The sequence below is a fragment of the Blautia sp. OF09-25XD genome (assembly GCF_003482095.1).
Classification (GTDB): Bacteria; Bacillota; Clostridia; order Lachnospirales; family Lachnospiraceae; genus Fusicatenibacter; species Fusicatenibacter saccharivorans.
The window spans coordinates 1-16,282 of sequence record NZ_QUMG01000032.1 but is presented as its reverse complement, the minus strand read 5'-3'; the positions used below and the strand labels follow the sequence as shown (position 1 = coordinate 16,282).

The following is a 16,282-nucleotide window of genomic DNA, read 5'->3' as shown; positions in this document are numbered from 1 at the left end:
TTTCATAATTTCAAAATTTCATAATTTCAAAATATATTTTTTGTATATTTTTCACAATTAATATGCAAAAAAACGGAAAGGAAACCGTAGTTACTGTTTTCTTTCCGTTTTTTTACTATAATATCTTTTTCTAATTTTACACAACTTCTCGTTTTTCACACATATAAATCGGACATCGCATTCGCTTTGCAACCTGTCAGTGGGAGTTTTTAACTCCAACAGACTAAACATCCCCTTACCCAACGCTTAATTCCCTACGCACCAGATGCGGTGGACTGCTTATCTGCGTTCAGAAAAATTACAATTCTACCATATGTTTTGTAAAAAAGTATTTCGCGGCTCCAACAGCCGACGCTTCTTTCTTATACGAACAATTTTTCAAGTATGAAACATCATGCTCAAAGCCATTATATGCCATCACTTTTTCTCCCAATGGTATCATATAATCTGACAATACGCCTCCCACATCACCTCCTAGTATGATGTCCATATCATATGCCATCCGCAGATTTGATATCAAAACAGCAAGATGATCCAAATACTCATTCCATGTCTGCAAATTTTTTTCATCACCGCTTTCAATTTTTTCCATAAATGCATCCAGTGACTGCCTGTTATCTTGTGTCAGTACACTTGCTGCACAATATGCATCTGCACATCCTGATTTACCACAATAACACTTTCTTCCACCGGGAACGAGTATCATGTGACCAAACTCCCCTGCTTTCTGGTTCTGCCCGCGAAACAGCTTTCCATCTATGCAGAATGCACCTCCTAAGGTGTGGTTCAAAGACAGATATATCGCATTTGGATACTTTTGCTTTTTTTCTGCAAGCATTGCAGCATTAGCATCGTTTTCAAAATATACTGGAATTTCCAAAGCCTGCTCTAAAAAGCGCAGACTATAATTCTCTATACCTAAAGCATGGGATTTTAAAACGATCCGTTCTTTCTGATCAATAATTCCTGGAATCGCCACTCCAATCCCAAGTAGCGTGTCCTTCGCTAATTCGCCTTCAAGAAAAGTTTTGACCTTTTGTGCCACCTCTGTACAATAGAATAATTCTGCCGTAAATTTTAAACGGATGCGATCTTTTTTTATAATCTCATCTCCAAGATTTACTAATACCATTTCTATATGATTCGCTGTAATCAAAATTCCCATTGCATGACAGTATGACTTATTAATCCCTATACTTTTTGCCTTTCGTCCACCGGTCGAAGCATATTCCCCAGTTTCTTCCAACACCATTTTTTCTAATAAGTCATTCACATTTGCTAACACAGTCGGCATACTCAAGTTTAACTCTTTTGCGATTTCCGCCTTGGATGTAACATGCTTGTTTAGCACATAATTAATTATTTTTTTTCTTGTTGTATTTTTTTTATCTTTATTTTCCGTTTTCTTACCCTCTTTTATTAAATATATTATAAAAGAATTATATGCTTTTTTATTCTTCTTGTAAAGTAATGTTTTATAATAAATCTCCGACAGAATTTATCTTATAAACAGCCAAAAGCTCCCGAAGGAGTTTTCCACGCTTTAGATCTACACCAATTCTTTTAGCACAAGTTCTTCTGCCATATTACAAATACCATTTACCAATCTGACCCATTCCATCTGATCACGAGCTTTCAACTCAGCACTGATTGCATCCAACTTCTAAATCTAAGTCGATCTCTATCGTGTCATCTGGCTTTTGTTGGGACAAAAGAACTACCGTCTCACAGAACATATTTTATCGCAAGGCTTTTAAAAATGGAATAGATTTTACCAAACGACAGTTTTCAAAAAACTTATAAGGGCTTTTTCCCTTGAACCCATCATTTATGATATATGGTGGTGCTTTTCGCCCCCAAATCGTGAAAGTGGGGGCACTTTCTGTCCCCACTCAGGAAATGTTGCTAAAATACTGTTTAGATTTATCATACATACAAAATGGAAGTTATCTATTTCTCCTCTTCATTAAGACCTAATTCATTACATATTACTTGCTATCCCTGATATCTTATTCTTTCTACCAGCGTTTCCTTTTTCAGATTACTGCTTAAAACGCAGGAAAGTACAATCTGCAACAGACCGACCAAAAAAATCATAATAAAAATTGGTACGATTGGAACATGATAGATATTCATTCCAAATATTCCATTATGTTTTGCATAGAAAAAAAGTGCATAGCCGAGCGGCAGACCAATGATCAAAGCTACGCATATGGTCCCAACCGTAAAAATCAGTCCCTGTAACTGCAGGCATAAATTTAATTGTTTATTTGTCATACCCACAGCCTGTAATATACCATATTCCTGCTTTTTTGTCGTAATATTCATGATCATGGTATTCGCCATATTCATAAACCCGATGAGTCCTACAACCGCCATAAACAGATAACAGCCAAGCTTCATCATGCTGCTTGCAAATTCGGCAGATTGTAACTGCGCATGATAACTATCCATTTTTATATGCGAAGTATTAGAAATCAAAGTATTCAGACTTTGTTCTACAGATGCCACATCTTTTTTATCACAGTCCACCCACAGATAGCCATAGGCTGTTCCTCTCGGATTCATGGAACGATATACACCTTCCGGAATGACAAGATAAGTGTCCGCGCTTACAAAGGATCCTGCAATCTTTCCCTGATAGGTATAGGTTTCACTTCTATTCTCAAAGTCAAATACAATGGATTCACCCGGAGCATATCCATCTTGTTCCATCCACGTTGACCAGCCAAAGAAAATTTCACCATTCTTTACCGCCTGATCATAGTCCATAGAGCCAATGTCCCCGTCTTGGCGCATAAAATCAAAATCATTTTTACTCACAATATCAGCCGGAAATCTTGTTCCGTTCAGATTTACAGAGACAATCTCTCTCGTCATGACATCTGTTACTCCCGGAATGCTTTTGATTTCTTCAATCAGCGAATCATTCAATGGATCATCCGTCAGAATCGTATCCAGGTTATTCTCCGGATATCTTTCATCATACTCAGCAGAATAGTCAAGCTGCAGTTCAAATTGTCCATGATTAACGGAAAGACGTGCTTCATGCTCCGTGTCAATATTTCCCACATAATTAGAGATAATCACAAACAATACGCAAGAAAAACCCATTGTGAGGATAGTACCAATAGTTCTTTTGGGATTACCCGTTACATTTGCCATTGCCATAGAAAACACGGTGACATTTTTTCTGCCATTTCGTTTTCCTTTTTTGTGTGTTTCTGCATTTTCTAAATACCGTGTTGCTTCGATAGGTGAAATCCGTGAAACAATTTTCATTGGTTTACGCAGTGCCAAAGCAACGGTAAGAAATGATACGAAAATACAGAGAAGCATAACAGGCAGGGAAAACAGAGGCACCTGCTGATTTTGAACTCCCATAGAGCCAGTTCCGGTTGATACAAGGTTTCCCTGTTCTACCAGCCAGTTAAAACCGCATTTTGCAATCAGAAAACCAAGAAGCAATCCAACTGGTATGGAAAAAATGGTCAAAAAAATGCCCTCTCTGAAGATCAGTTGTTTCATCTGCTTTTTTGTCGCTCCCAGAGCCTTGATTTTTCCATACTCCTGTATCTTGTTGACAATACCGACCTGAAAAATATTATAAATGACCACAACAGAGAAAAGTACAATTGCAAGAATCAGAATTCCACATACCGCAATCGTTTCATAACTCGGCTGCAAGACCCATTGCAAATAGAGATCATTGACTATAACGTTTTTTTCTTCGATTCCACAAGATGCTGCAATCTGCTTTATAACCGGTTCAATATTATTCATAGATACATTTGCAGAATCGTTTAACGTAAAATAGATATTATACTGTCTGTCATTCTCTGCGACGTGCTCATCATAAAACTCCTGTGACCCGAAAGCAACATAAGATGCCTCGATGGTATACTCATCCCGATCATATAGGATTCCGCTGACAACAAACTCTTCCGGCTTATATTCTGACCGCATCCCTACACGGTAATCCAGTGTAACCGTATCTCCGACCTTTACATCATCATATCCCATTGCACGAAAAAAAGCTCTTCCGGCGGCAATTTCCTGCATTTTTTCCGGATACTTTCCTTCCTTTAACTCATATTCCTTATTATAGGGAAGCATTTTTCTTGCAGTCTCATCCATGCAGACAAACCCGCCATTTTCATTTCCTTTCAGGATGCCCTCCGTACACATGATGCCGATATCAGATATCTCAGCTCTGCGTTCCACTTCTTTTAATTGCGTACCATCTGCTGCGACAAACAGACCATAATTGCTTCCATATGAGCCTGCCGCCTGACTTTTCTGCAAACGTATCATTCCATTTCCCACAGTACTGATAATCACAAGCAGCATCGTAGTCAGACATATGGACATCATAATCAGTATACTTCTTGTCTTGTTCTTTTTGTCATTGCTATATGCAATCCTGCTTATTGTCTTCATCTGAAATCCACCACCTGTCCGTCCTCAATCACCAGAATACGGTCAGCGACCTGTGCAATTTCGTCATCATGGGTAATCATTACAATTGTCTGCCCATATTTTTTTGCTGTCATCTTAAGCAGGGCGATCACCTCATCACTGGTCTTGGAATCAAGATTTCCTGTCGGCTCATCTGCAAATATAATTTCCGGACGATTCACCAGTGCTCTTGCAATTGCTACTCTCTGCTGCTGTCCTCCGGATAACTGATTTGGCAGATTGTAAATCCTCTTTTCAATCCCCAGAGTTGCAATAATATCATTTACATACGCTTCATCCACTTTTCTTCCATCCAGCCCCAGTGGCAGTACAATATTTTCCCAGACATTAACAGATGAAACCAGATTAAATGCCTGAAAAACAAATCCGATTTTTCTTCTGCGGAAAACAGCAAGGGCATCTTCCTTCATCCTGTATAAATCTTTCCCTGCTAAAGTAACACTGCCTTTTGTCGGGGTGTCTAGCCCTCCAAGCATATGAAGTAATGTACTTTTACCGGAACCTGACTTTCCAACAATTGCGACAAATTCTCCCTGCTCAATCTGAATGTCCACCTGATTGACCGCTTTGACCTGATTCTCACCTGCGCCATAAAACTTACAAAGCTGCTTGGTTTCTAATATCACACTCAATGTGCTACCTCCTTTTCAATTCTGTAAAACGTACCTTTTCAACACGCTTTCTTTGCCTGTTTATGTATTTGGTCATTTTTCAACCTACATCCAAATTGTATCAGGATAATCTTTCATTTCACTTTCAAAAACGAGCAGAAGTCTTACAGAATTGTAAGATTTCTGCTCATTTAAAATTTAACTAACATAGGGTAATTGAATCACAAACGTGCTTCCTTTTTTCTTTTTGCCGGAGGTTACCGTAATCATACCTGCGTGCTTTTCGATAATTTCTCTCGATAGAAAAAGTCCGATTCCTGTACCACTCTTTTCCATGACCTCCCTGGAACTTCCTCTGTAAAATCGTTGAAAAATTTTGTGATACTCATTCTGCGGAATACCAATTCCCTGATCCTCAATTTCCATTCTTACAAGATCGTTTCTTTTTTGTAACCGGATAAATATTTTTGAACCACCCGGACTGTACTTGACCGCATTATCCAGAACGTTGATCACAGCTTCGCCAAGCCACCTTTTATCCTGCATAATCGTGCATGTTTCCAGCTCTTTTTCATAGTCAAAAACGAATTCAATTTCTTTCTCATCCGCTTTTGGATATGTACGATTCACAGCAGATATGACAGTATCTATAAGTGGAAGTTTTTTCTTATTCATCTGAATCAGTCCAGTTTCCATCTTGGATATTTCAAGAAGCGACTGCAATAATGTCTCCAGTCCATCCAGAGCACTCCGACAACGGATACGAAACTCCTCCTGTTCTGTGGCACTTAAGTCATTCTGCATCAGCACACTAAAACATATATCCAAAGCTGCAACCGGTGTCTTTAACTGGTGTGAGATGTCAGAAACCATTTCTTTCGTGCTCTCTTTTTCTGTCCGTGCTTCTTCCTTTAGCAACTGAATATGATGTCCGATTGCTTCAAGCTGGTCATTCAATTTTTCCAGTTCTGCGTAATTTTCCGTTTTCAGTAAATCATCAAATTTATTTTCACGGAATCTGATCAGAATTTCTTCCAACTGGTCTAATATTTTCTGATGACACGCATCTTCTTTTTTCTTCCAATAAAGTAAAAAAGTCAAAAAAAACACGCATATCACAGTGCTTACAGCACCGATCACCATAACCTGATGCTGGAATTGCGAATAAAATGCATTCCCTTTATTTCCCCAGTATCCATATTGCTCCAATAATTGCTTTCCCTGTTCGTTGGTTTCAATATCCTTATCCTTAAGCAATTCCGAAACAGCATCCAGCCCGGAAAATTCTTCCTTTGCAGCAATCTCTGTCATAAGATTCATTTTATATTTGTAATCTTCATAAAACACATACGTGGTAAAGCAATTTAATATTGCAAACAATAATATGACAGGTAATACCAAGGAGAACACTACTGTAATCTTCTTGCGATATCTCTTTGTCACTGCCTTACCTCCTGATTCCATATATACCCAAGACCTCTGATATTCTTGATATAGACCGGTGCAGCCGGATTGTCTTCGATTTTCTCACGGAGTCTTCTGATATTGACAGCGATTGTATTTTCATCCACAAAATCCCCTTCCAGATCAAACACATTTTCCAATATTTGTGTTTTTGAAAGAATCTGTTTCGGATTCTGAAGAAAAAAAGTCAGCATTTTCAACTCCGTTTTTGTCAGACTGATTTCACGACTCTTTATCAGGACTTTCATTTCTCCTGCGATAAATACGATATCTCCCGAAATCATCTTTCCGGCTTCCGTTTTCTCCTGTCTGCGGCGGAAATGTGCTTCTATTTTCAAAAGAAGTACCGAAAGACTAAACGGCTTTGTAATATAATCATCTGCCCCTGCTTCATATCCCATGACCTGATCCATCTCCTGATCTAGTGCTGTAAGACAGATAATGTATGTATTATAATTGCATCTCATCCACCTTACAAATTCCAGTCCATTCCCATCCGGAAGATTCACATCACAAATGGTAACATCCACATTATGATCACTTGCAATTCTTTTCGCTTTTTTCACTGATTCTGCTGAAAAAACCTCATATCCGGATTTTTTCAGTGAAAATGTAATTCCACGATTTAAATTTTCATCATCTTCAACACGAGTATACCTGGCATAGCATCTGCACCTCTCTTTATTAACTATTCATCTTAAAATGCTTCAATGCCTCCACAATTGCACTCTCTTTATCTTCTGGACACTGCGGTTGCCTGCTATCTTCATTTTTAGGTAAATTAGGACTTGGAACAAGTTCCAAGTCTGTCACGGCAGTCGTCGAATTGCCCTGCAAGCAGTCCATTCTCCTCGTTGCAACGCGCAAATTCTTTCCAACCTCAATTCCGCATTTTCTCTTTACCTGTGAGATATACAGATTGGAAACCTTCATGCCGGCATTATGTTCAGCCACATACTTCTTTATCTCATCATATGTAGCCTTAGTCTCTGCAGATGTTATATCCATATCATCAAGTTCAATCGTGACATTAATGTAATCATCCGGCTTTTGTTTCAGTTGGGACAAAAGAACAACCGTCTCAACATGCGGTGTCGTTTTTCACTGCTTTAACAGTACGCGAACCCGCATAGTTACTGAGTTTTTACACTCTTTGACAGGTTGCTAATATCTGCAATCATAAGGTTAAGACATGGCGTACAGACCGTTTGACTTTGTAAACGTGTGGCGGGTACGCCGATTTGTTTTGAGCATTTTTGCGAATGGCATTAACACCCTTTCAATGTTCACTTTTATTGAAACCGATATTTTCCTTTTCCATGTCCTGTTACAGGTACGATTACCTCACTATCAACCAACAGTTTTATTAACTTGGAAGCTCCTGATGGCTTTAATCCAGTAATTTCTTCAACTATCGTTCTTCCGAAACAATTTTCTTTTCCACATTTTGAAAATATTTCTATTGTATGATTTATTGTTTTTTCTGAAATCGTATCTGAGAAAGAAAGTAATTTATTTCGAATGTCCACTTTTGTGCTTTCAATGTCCACTTTTCCACTCTCAATGTCCACTTTTACTCTTTCAATGTCCACTTCTGCAAACCTTCCACTAATGTGCATCGTACGATTATGAAGTTCATTCTTCTCATCCAACAATAAATTTCTTAAAAACAATTCCAAATACTCAGTTGTCTCATGAACACCATTTTTCAAATCGTTATAATTGGCCCTAACAAGTGCATTTCTAAAATACCACGCATTTTCCGCAAAAATATCATTTGTTACGTCAAATCCCAGCGTTCTAAGATACTTAATAAAAAATACTGCTGTAGTTCGTGTGTTTCCCTCTCCGAATACATGTATCTGCCATAATCTTGATACAAAGAGTGCCAAGTGATGAATAATATCTTCCATACTCAGGTTTTTATAGCTAAACTTCTTTTCCTCTGCAAAATCATAGTCCAAGGTTGCGCGAAGTTCTGATGCACTTCCATAAAGAACCGTTGCTCCATTCAGCACCCATTCCTTTTTTGTAATATTATAATCTCTCAGTTTTCCTGCATGTCCATAAGTCCCAGCAAACAACTTTTTATGAATAGAGATATACTCATTCGGAGTAAAACTAAATGCTTTCTCCGATAAAATTTTTGCAATTCTAACAGCAACTTTGTCGGCCTCTTCCGTACGGTCGTTTGTATCTGCTTTTGGATTTTCTTCATAATACGTATTTAGAAGTTTCTGCGCTTCATCAATCGAAATATCACCTTCAATATTCTTTATTGCAGTATCAATCAAATACTTCGAAGGCTTTAATCCATCCACTGCTTGAAGTCCGATAGCTGTATGCCAGGCGTAACCTTTGTCTCTTTTACTTGGTTCTGATTGCCTTATATACTCTTTAAAAGGATCTTTATCCATCAAATTGCCTCCATTCATTTTTACCAATACCAGCTCTTTCTGATACTGTCTTGCAAAGATTTTTCCTTTTCTTCAGCACTTTTTTCATGCTGACGTTTTCCCAGATATTCATCCTCAGTCGCTATAGACGGATCATACCAGTCAGCTTTCTTCAGAGCCCATTCAATCCATTCTGGAGTAATATCTTCATTTCCACTATCTATCATAGCCTGAATATATTCTCTTATTTCCTTTGCAATTCTATAGTCTTCAGCTTTGTTTACAAGTTCTTTTACAAGACGAATTTCTTGTTCTTTTCTTTGTCTATTTTCTTCTCTGCGTCTCTCTTCTTCAACTCTCTTACGTTCTGCCTCTTCACGTGCTTCTCGTACAATTCTATTCTCTTCTGCCTTCTCATACAGGGTAACCAAAATATCACCCAGTCTATCTTCTAATTTTTCAGAATCGTTATCTCTTATGTAGCTTCGCGCCCCAAACACAATACGAAGTTTACCATTATATACCTTGTCATACTTTCTAATTTGCGGTTTTGAAACCCATCTGTGATTTTTGATATCATCATTATATTTTACGAGCGCCTGTGCCTCTTGCTTAGTCATTTCATGCTTCACTTGGTCTTGACTCTCAACCATACGAAATCTAACAATATCATCTCTAATTTTCACAGACAAATCACTATTAATACTTCCACCTAAAGATTCAATTGTTTTGAATACGGTATCTAATATTGCAATTGCACGTGACATACACTCATCAGACATTTCCTTAAAGAATTCAGGCTCGTTTTCTGGTTTGTTATGTCTTGAATTATAGTATGGTCTACTCTGTACTTCTTTCAGCTTTGACTTATAATCTGCAATATCCTTCTTGTATTGGACCAACATTTTATGCAATCGTGTACTTTGACTTATCTGCAGATTGCATGCATATTCTAATACTTTATTTCTTTCCGTCTCATCCAAATAATCAAGAATTCCATCCGGCCACTCAGGTATGTTGTCCGTTTTTTTCTGCGGTAAATCCTCCTCCGTTACTACGTCCAATTCTTCTGTTACGTCAGTATGCACTTTCTCTACTACTTCTGCCTTAGCTTTCCGAATACGCTTAACAACCGCGTCTTTCGTTATCAATGAAATTTCTGTATCTTCCAATCCAGAAAATTCTACAATCTCATTCGATACATCTTTTCCCATATTCTTCTTAGTCCAATAACCAGAAGAAGGAAAAGATATATTTTCTACTTTACAAGTTGCTATCAGTTTACCATAATTCAAATTATATTTTCTGGCTACCCCTGCAACTGAAAGAGCCCATATTTCATCATAGAGCTGCTTACGAGTCAATTTAACTATTCCTTTTTCATTCTCCATCCTGGCAGCTCCTTTCCTGCATATTTTTTGTCAACATCTTTGTATTTTCCCAGCGAAAACGCATATTCATAAAGCTCTAATTCTGCTGATCCTCGTTTTCGCTTAATAGAAAAACCAAATCTTTTTTCATTTCTTCAAACTGTTCTATTATAGTATTTAGACTCTTTTCTATATTTTGAACTTGTACTTCTGATGTTTTCCCGTACTTATATGCAATCAATCTCTCACCAATTATGTGATAGGACCAACTCTCAGAATATGTTCTATCTCTTTCTTCATTGTGAATTGCAAAACCGATCGGTAAAAGATCATTTCTCATGCCGATACTAACCGCCATAGGGGATATGCCTAGGTAATCTGCCGCTATCTTACATGTTATTTTACTCATATTTCTAATATCTTCATCTGTGTATTTAGGCATAATTTATCTCCATTTCCAAAATATATTTACACGACTCCAGAACATCTTCCGGTATCATTCTATTTTTTTAGTTCTCCATTTAATGACATTAATTGCATGCTCAATATAGTTTTCATATTCGTCTTTGTCCATATTAATCAAACTTTTTACAGACATGTTATTGTATATTCCAGCAATTATTGCATCATCTCCACACATATATGAATTTGAGTATTTGTTATAAAATGCCAATGCGTGATCCCTGATTTTCTCATTATTAAAATAAATATCCGGACAATCGTAGCAACAAAATTGTCCTCTGTGAACATTTGCCCCCGGCCAAACTGGTATTACATTTCCAACAGTTTCATAAACATCGATAAATTGTTGCAAGCCCTGATAATTATTGAGTTCTCTACACTTATCAACACAACTCAAAATAAAATCTTCGCTATATGCCAATTCTCTTGGGGAATTTCTATTTTGTGGCCTAATGGTATGTCCACATACCTCAACCAACTCCTGATGCTTTGCTTTAATTCCTAACAAATACATACTTTTAAACGAGTATAGGACATCTGTATAACACCATTCTATTTTCTGACCTCCTACACCTACGATTATTTCGCCCCAAAGCTTCTTTGTTTTTTCCTCATTCATTTTTTCAACACTCACTTTTCTGGCAAGCATTTCTTGAACACGCAAATTATTCTTAATACATGAAATCAATGCAACGTCTGCCGGCAACCATTGAACACTATCCAATTTATCTATCGTAAGCCATTTTGCATCCTCAGCCTCTTTTAACACAATTTGGCCGCATATAATTTCCGCCCAAAAGCAGTCCATCGAAAGGTGAAATGCAGAATAATCATATTCAATAGTATCAATCAATTCACCAACATTAATATCTACTTCCAATTCTTCTTTTATTTCTCTCAAAAGAGCCTGCTGAGGTGTTTCACCTTCTTCAATCTTTCCTCCTGGAAATTCCCACTGGCCCTTGAACTCTCCATATCCTCTTGCTGTAGCAAAAATCTGTTTCTTATCTTTGATCGAATCACAGATTACTGCAGCTACTACTTTTATCGTCTTCATATCGCATCAAATAAATTCCAGCATTTTCTTTTCCATGCAGAATTCATATCCCATCCTTTTTAATCCAACTTTATCAAATTCAACAGCAATAGATGTTCCTTCAATAGCAGTAATCGTTCCTACACCAAATGCCTTATGCTTTACATGCTTTCCAACAATATCTACTGGAATAGCTACAGGTGGTTTCGGTTCAGACTTTGGAATAACTGGTGGAACATATGCTGGTTTGCTGCTGCCTTTTTTCTTAGAAGCTATCATTTTCATATATTGCGTATCAACATCCTTACCGCGATTCTTAAAGTCTTCCATATCTTTAAATACAAACATAGCTGGTTTCTTAACATCATTATCAGGAACCGGGCGAATCGGAAACATCCATACTTTTCTTGGAACACCATCTTCACCAGGCTGTTCTTCTGTGTATGGTTTATCAACTAACTCAATTCTTCCGCAATAAATATACTCCCCCTGCATCCATTACCTCAAATAGATGCACATCAACGCCATTACGCCCACACGCTGCAAGTGTTGCATTTTGTGCCCAATTAATATTCTGGTCCCATTCTTTCCCATTCCGGTGTAGTGAAGAACTCCACCAATCCACTTATCGTGATAAATTCCTTTTGTATAATCAGATACTATTACCAAAGTATTCGTAGTTCTAGAACGACGCATACCACCCATATTTCCACATTTGAATGTATCAACTACATCCGCATTTTTTAGTATCTGACCTATCTTTAGTCCTGGATCAAATGCCACAGAACCACCTCCTGCTAATCATTTGTTATTTTATCATCTAAAAATATATGTAATATCTTCACCACGAGTATCTTGAATAAAGTTAGATCCCAGTGTTACAACAACACCATTCTGATGCTCCTTATAAAGAAAATATTCACCTATAACATCATGTGGTACTTTATATGCTTCTGCGACCTCAAAATCATTTCCAAATATAACAGCAATAAGATAATCAAACTGTTTTTCTTCATAATTTCTTATCACATTCAATTCACGACTATTTTTTCCAGGATGCATCCAACGGCTCTTAATCTGATATCTAATACCACTAGCATCATCAATTGCATCATAACCCTTCTTACTGTTTTTCTCTAGTAAAAGATTAAGCTTCGTACTCACAATCCATTCAGCATAATCTCCCACCAGACTATTATATGTCCTGTAAGCGCTTAATTTTTAGGTATGATAGAAAAATCCCCGACTACTTTTCAGTAGCCGGAGCACCTTGACAATTCACATATGATTGATTTGATTCGTTTGCACGACGTTCGATCTCAGCTTTGACGGTTTCGTTCCATGGTGCCAGAAGTTCTAATTCATTATGACTCATCCTGTCCTCAGGCAGTTTTTCCAGCAGATAAGTAAGATAGTGATAGACGTTTACTCCATTGGCTTTTGCCATTTCTATCATTGTGTACACGATAGCGCTGGCCTGGGCTCCGTTTGGTGTATCGCAGAACAGCCAGTTTTTACGGCCTACTGTAAACGGGCGGATCGCATTTTCGCTGAGATTATTAGAAAAACTGCAGCGGCCGTCTTCCAGATAGGTGGACAGATAGGAACGGCGATTCTGAATGTAGGTGACAGCTTTATCCATTCTGCTTCCACGGATAGGGCTTTGCTGATCAAGCCACAACAAAAAGCCTTCTACTATCGGCTTTTCTTTTTCAAGACGAGCCTTTTTGATAACATCGAAGGAAGAATACTTTGATCTGATCACATCTTCCAGGTGGAAGAGCTGGTTAATGTACAGCATTCCCTGTACGGATGACTGGGTATAATCCAGAGCCTTTCCCTTGGGAATGGCATCTGTCAGATATCTTCTGATGTGTGCCCAGCAGGCTGTGCGTTTGGCATCTGGAACTTTATTGTATCCACTATAGCCATCACACATCAGATAACCCTTGAAGCCGTGAAGAAAATCTACGGCATTATCCCCGGCTCGGGTCTCCGAGTATTTATAGAGGATAATAGGTGGTCCTCCGTCTTCACCGCTGCGGAACAGCCACATATATGACTTGGTCTGTGCACGGCGTTCCGGTTCATGCAGAACCTGAAGTGGCGTTTCATCTGCCATCGCGAATCCTCGTTCCAGAAGTTTCCTGTGGAAGTATTCATACATAGTAAGAAAAAATGCTTCAGAATTTCGGATCACCCAGTTTGCCATAGTAGCTCTGGTGATCTCCACGTCATACTGTTTCCAGTCTTTTTCCTGACGGTAGTATGGAAGACCATTACAAAACTTCTGGTACATTACCCAGGCAACTGTTCCGGCAGAAGCCATTCCATAAAGCATATGAGCTCTACCATCTTTTCCTTTTTTGATAACCGGAATATCCTGAAGACTGCACTGCGGGCACTCATAGCTCTTACTGTAGTATTCATATACTTTCAGTTTTGCTGGTACAAAACCAGTTCCCGGCGGACAAACTCTTCCCCGATTTCTTTCAGCGGGGTACCACAGACAGGGCAAAGTTTCTCTTCCTCAGAAAGTTCCAGATACTTTTTTTTCAACAGGAACTCCCTTAAAACGCTCCGCATCTGTAGCTCTTGCTTTTCGCTTTTTTGCTGTTTTTTCCGGAAGAATTGCTTTAAGATCCTCTGCTTCTGCAGCTTTCGGATCCTGTTCCAGTTCCGCCTCATTGAAAAAGTTTAACTGGCCTGGAATATCGAGGGTCCTTTTTTCGCTGGAGGTGCCAAACAGTTTTTTACGGAGAAGGTCTATCTCTTCTTTCAGATTATCCCGCTCCTGGGTGAGAGCCTCTTCCCGTTTATTGGCAGCATCGACAGTTGCCTGAAGTGTTTTTATCATCTTTTTGAGATCGTTTATCATGTCCTTAAGCTCACGGAGTTGGATATCTTTGGAACTGTCTGCCACTGCTTTTTCCTCCTGTTTCTAATGTTTCCATTATACCAGAAAACAGTGGCTTTTCCCAGCAAAACAGCGGATTTACCAGATCTTGAAAGTGCCGAAAATACAGCAAAAAGCAAGAGTTTTATGTGCATCTTTTTTACGTTGCCTTGATCGCTTTGGGCTGCTCAATATCAATGCCAGACATCAGCCAGTCGAACTCCCGCCATGTAAGATTCCGGACCTCAGATTTATTCCTGGGGCACCGGTAAGATCCCTGGGCGGTCAGTCTTTTGTAGATCATAACGATCCCGTCAGGTTCTTTTAAAATAGCTTTGATACGGTCGCATTTACGACCGCAGAAAAGAAAAAGTGCATGGTCGATCTCCATCGAAAACTGTTCCTGGATGATCGCACATAATCCATCAATGGACTTGCGCATATCTGTTCTGCCACAGACGATATAGATCGCATCAACGCTTGAGATGTCCGCTAACATAACGACTCCTTAAGCGTATCCATAAGCATCTTCAGAAGTAACGGTTTGATCTCATTACTCATTCGTATAAGCAATCCGTCTGCTTCGATTTCAATCGTATGTGAATTGTCAAGGTGCATAGGTCTGTTTCCATTATCTGGGATCAGTCCTGCCGGAGAAGACTCCGGTTCTATAGCAATCTGACTACATCCTGTTTATGGGATGTAAGGTCAAGAGTGCTGGCTTTTCCACCTGGATCCGGTATCTGACAGGCTTTTTTGCGGAGACGGGTAACTGCATTGTAAAAACAGCTGGGAGATATCCCATGCTCATTACACCATGCAGCATCTGTCAGACCGCTTTGTCTGCATTCGGTTACCAGTTCCATCCATTCGTCCAGGGAACGCCCTGGAGCACGTTTCTTACTCATAATGAAACCTCCAAATGTAGTAAATTTCTATCTCCTATCAAGCGGAGTGTAGTAAAAATTTATTTACTATCATTATGAGTTCAAAAACGTAGACAGTAAAGCTACCCAAGATTTAAGCGCTTACTAATAAAAGGCCCTCCTAATAGTGAAAAATATCTCAAAAGCCATGAACATTTAATCAGATTTTGCGTATACCTAACAGGAATATTCATAAATATTTCACTGATCAGGTATACGCATTTTTATGTACTGTATATTATTTATTTTTCTCTTTATATTTGACTTTTTTATAAGTATGAGCTATACCTTTCTTTTGTATGTTTATTATATTTGTTCTTTCCCATTTTCTCCGGTTCTGGTTCAGATAACGAAAACGATATTTCATATTCATCTATTATTTTATCTATCTTGTTTTTAATAACATCTGAATCAAATTCTATTCGCCCTTCAAAAATTGTAATCGGTCTATCAAAAACTTTTTCCGTCTTCTCTACATACTCAACCAGAATATTAGGATAGAAGCATATAAATTGCTCGCTTATTCTCTCGTTTTCTGATACAGACACTTCTTTTTTCTTTATTTTATCTCCAAAATTTTGTTCAAGAATTTTATTTACATTATATTCTTTTGGATCATATAACAACCAGATTCTTTTTCTT

14 protein-coding genes and 4 pseudogenes are annotated in these 16,282 nt (G+C 38.3%); all 18 read right to left on the bottom strand.

The features are described from left to right. Window positions 1–298: 298 nt before the first annotated feature. The gene (locus tag DXA93_RS17260; RefSeq protein WP_330416909.1) at window positions 299–1,420 is read right to left on the bottom strand and encodes an ROK family transcriptional regulator; all 1,122 of its coding nucleotides are present in this window, start codon (window positions 1,418–1,420) and stop codon (window positions 299–301) included. A gap of 129 nt (window positions 1,421–1,549) precedes the next feature. Then, window positions 1,550–1,621: a TnpV protein gene (locus DXA93_RS20360; protein ID WP_243037951.1), complete on the bottom strand. Its 72-nt coding sequence runs from the start codon at window positions 1,619–1,621 to the stop codon at window positions 1,550–1,552. A 374-nt stretch (window positions 1,622–1,995) separates the two neighbouring features. Then, window positions 1,996–4,440 carry an ABC transporter permease gene (locus DXA93_RS17250; RefSeq protein ID WP_117801919.1) on the bottom strand — a complete coding sequence of 815 codons (2,445 nt, stop codon included), beginning with the start codon at window positions 4,438–4,440 and terminating at the stop codon, window positions 1,996–1,998. Beyond that, complete coding sequence (locus DXA93_RS17245; protein WP_015520995.1) at window positions 4,437–5,111, bottom strand: ABC transporter ATP-binding protein; 675 nt, start codon at window positions 5,109–5,111, stop codon at window positions 4,437–4,439. The genes DXA93_RS17250 and DXA93_RS17245 overlap by 4 nt, the downstream gene beginning before the upstream one ends. 177 nt (window positions 5,112–5,288) lie before the next feature. After that, complete coding sequence (locus DXA93_RS17240) at window positions 5,289–6,554, bottom strand: sensor histidine kinase (protein ID WP_117813241.1); 1,266 nt, start codon at window positions 6,552–6,554, stop codon at window positions 5,289–5,291. Beyond that, window positions 6,530–7,218: pseudogene (locus DXA93_RS17235) on the bottom strand (response regulator transcription factor). The gene DXA93_RS17240 and the pseudogene DXA93_RS17235 overlap by 25 nt, the downstream one beginning before the upstream one ends. A gap of 20 nt (window positions 7,219–7,238) precedes the next feature. Continuing rightward, a pseudogene (locus tag DXA93_RS17230) lies at window positions 7,239–7,649 on the bottom strand (hypothetical protein); the annotation flags it as partial. Window positions 7,650–7,846: 197 nt separating this feature from the next. Beyond that, window positions 7,847–8,971, bottom strand: a complete 1,125-nt coding sequence (locus DXA93_RS17225; protein ID WP_118749934.1) for a Fic family protein — start codon at window positions 8,969–8,971, stop codon at window positions 7,847–7,849. A gap of 20 nt (window positions 8,972–8,991) precedes the next feature. Then, a complete protein-coding gene (locus DXA93_RS17220) occupies window positions 8,992–10,341 on the bottom strand; it encodes a hypothetical protein (RefSeq protein ID WP_117801916.1) in 1,350 nt (449 codons plus the stop codon). A 76-nt stretch (window positions 10,342–10,417) separates the two neighbouring features. After that, complete coding sequence (locus DXA93_RS17215) at window positions 10,418–10,762, bottom strand: hypothetical protein (protein WP_005339644.1); 345 nt, start codon at window positions 10,760–10,762, stop codon at window positions 10,418–10,420. Between the two features lie 681 nt (window positions 10,763–11,443). Further along, a pseudogene (locus DXA93_RS20800) lies at window positions 11,444–11,839 on the bottom strand ((deoxy)nucleoside triphosphate pyrophosphohydrolase); the annotation flags it as partial. Window positions 11,840–11,845: 6 nt separating this feature from the next. Next, entirely contained in the window at window positions 11,846–12,313 is a 468-nt protein-coding gene (locus tag DXA93_RS18825; protein WP_238061361.1) for a hypothetical protein, read from the bottom strand. Window positions 12,314–12,316: 3 nt separating this feature from the next. Beyond that, entirely contained in the window at window positions 12,317–12,601 is a 285-nt protein-coding gene (locus DXA93_RS18820) for a hypothetical protein (protein WP_238061362.1), read from the bottom strand. Between the two features lie 33 nt (window positions 12,602–12,634). Further along, the gene (locus tag DXA93_RS17200) at window positions 12,635–13,006 is read right to left on the bottom strand and encodes a DUF6998 domain-containing protein (protein ID WP_147343064.1); all 372 of its coding nucleotides are present in this window, start codon (window positions 13,004–13,006) and stop codon (window positions 12,635–12,637) included. A 58-nt stretch (window positions 13,007–13,064) separates the two neighbouring features. Then, a pseudogene (gene tnpC, locus DXA93_RS17195) lies at window positions 13,065–14,741 on the bottom strand (IS66 family transposase). Window positions 14,742–14,874: 133 nt separating this feature from the next. Next, window positions 14,875–15,213 carry an IS66 family insertion sequence element accessory protein TnpB gene (gene tnpB, locus DXA93_RS17190; protein WP_117801913.1) on the bottom strand — a complete coding sequence of 113 codons (339 nt, stop codon included), beginning with the start codon at window positions 15,211–15,213 and terminating at the stop codon, window positions 14,875–14,877. Window positions 15,214–15,382: 169 nt separating this feature from the next. After that, on the bottom strand, window positions 15,383–15,622 hold the full coding sequence (gene tnpA / locus DXA93_RS18815; protein ID WP_243109266.1) for an IS66 family insertion sequence element accessory protein TnpA: 240 nt from the start codon (window positions 15,620–15,622) through the stop codon (window positions 15,383–15,385). A 287-nt stretch (window positions 15,623–15,909) separates the two neighbouring features. Continuing rightward, on the bottom strand, window positions 15,910–16,282 hold a 373-nt coding region (locus DXA93_RS17915), incomplete at its 5' end, for a hypothetical protein (RefSeq protein ID WP_199709583.1).

Bases quoted from the DNA above. Each gene is read 5' to 3' on its own strand.
- DXA93_RS17250 (WP_117801919.1), bottom strand. From the start codon at position 4,440: ATGAAGACAATAAGCAGGATTGCATATAGCAATGACAAAAAGAACAAG.
- DXA93_RS17240 (WP_117813241.1), bottom strand. From the start codon at position 6,554: ATGGAATCAGGAGGTAAGGCAGTGACAAAGAGATATCGCAAGAAGATT.
- DXA93_RS17225 (WP_118749934.1), bottom strand. From the start codon at position 8,971: ATGGATAAAGATCCTTTTAAAGAGTATATAAGGCAATCAGAACCAAGT.
- DXA93_RS17220 (WP_117801916.1), bottom strand. From the start codon at position 10,341: ATGGAGAATGAAAAAGGAATAGTTAAATTGACTCGTAAGCAGCTCTAT.
- DXA93_RS17215 (WP_005339644.1), bottom strand. From the start codon at position 10,762: ATGCCTAAATACACAGATGAAGATATTAGAAATATGAGTAAAATAACA.
- DXA93_RS18825 (WP_238061361.1), bottom strand. From the start codon at position 12,313: ATGCAGGGGGAGTATATTTATTGCGGAAGAATTGAGTTAGTTGATAAA.
- tnpB (WP_117801913.1), bottom strand. From the start codon at position 15,213: ATGTTAGCGGACATCTCAAGCGTTGATGCGATCTATATCGTCTGTGGC.
- tnpA (WP_243109266.1), bottom strand. From the start codon at position 15,622: ATGAGTAAGAAACGTGCTCCAGGGCGTTCCCTGGACGAATGGATGGAA.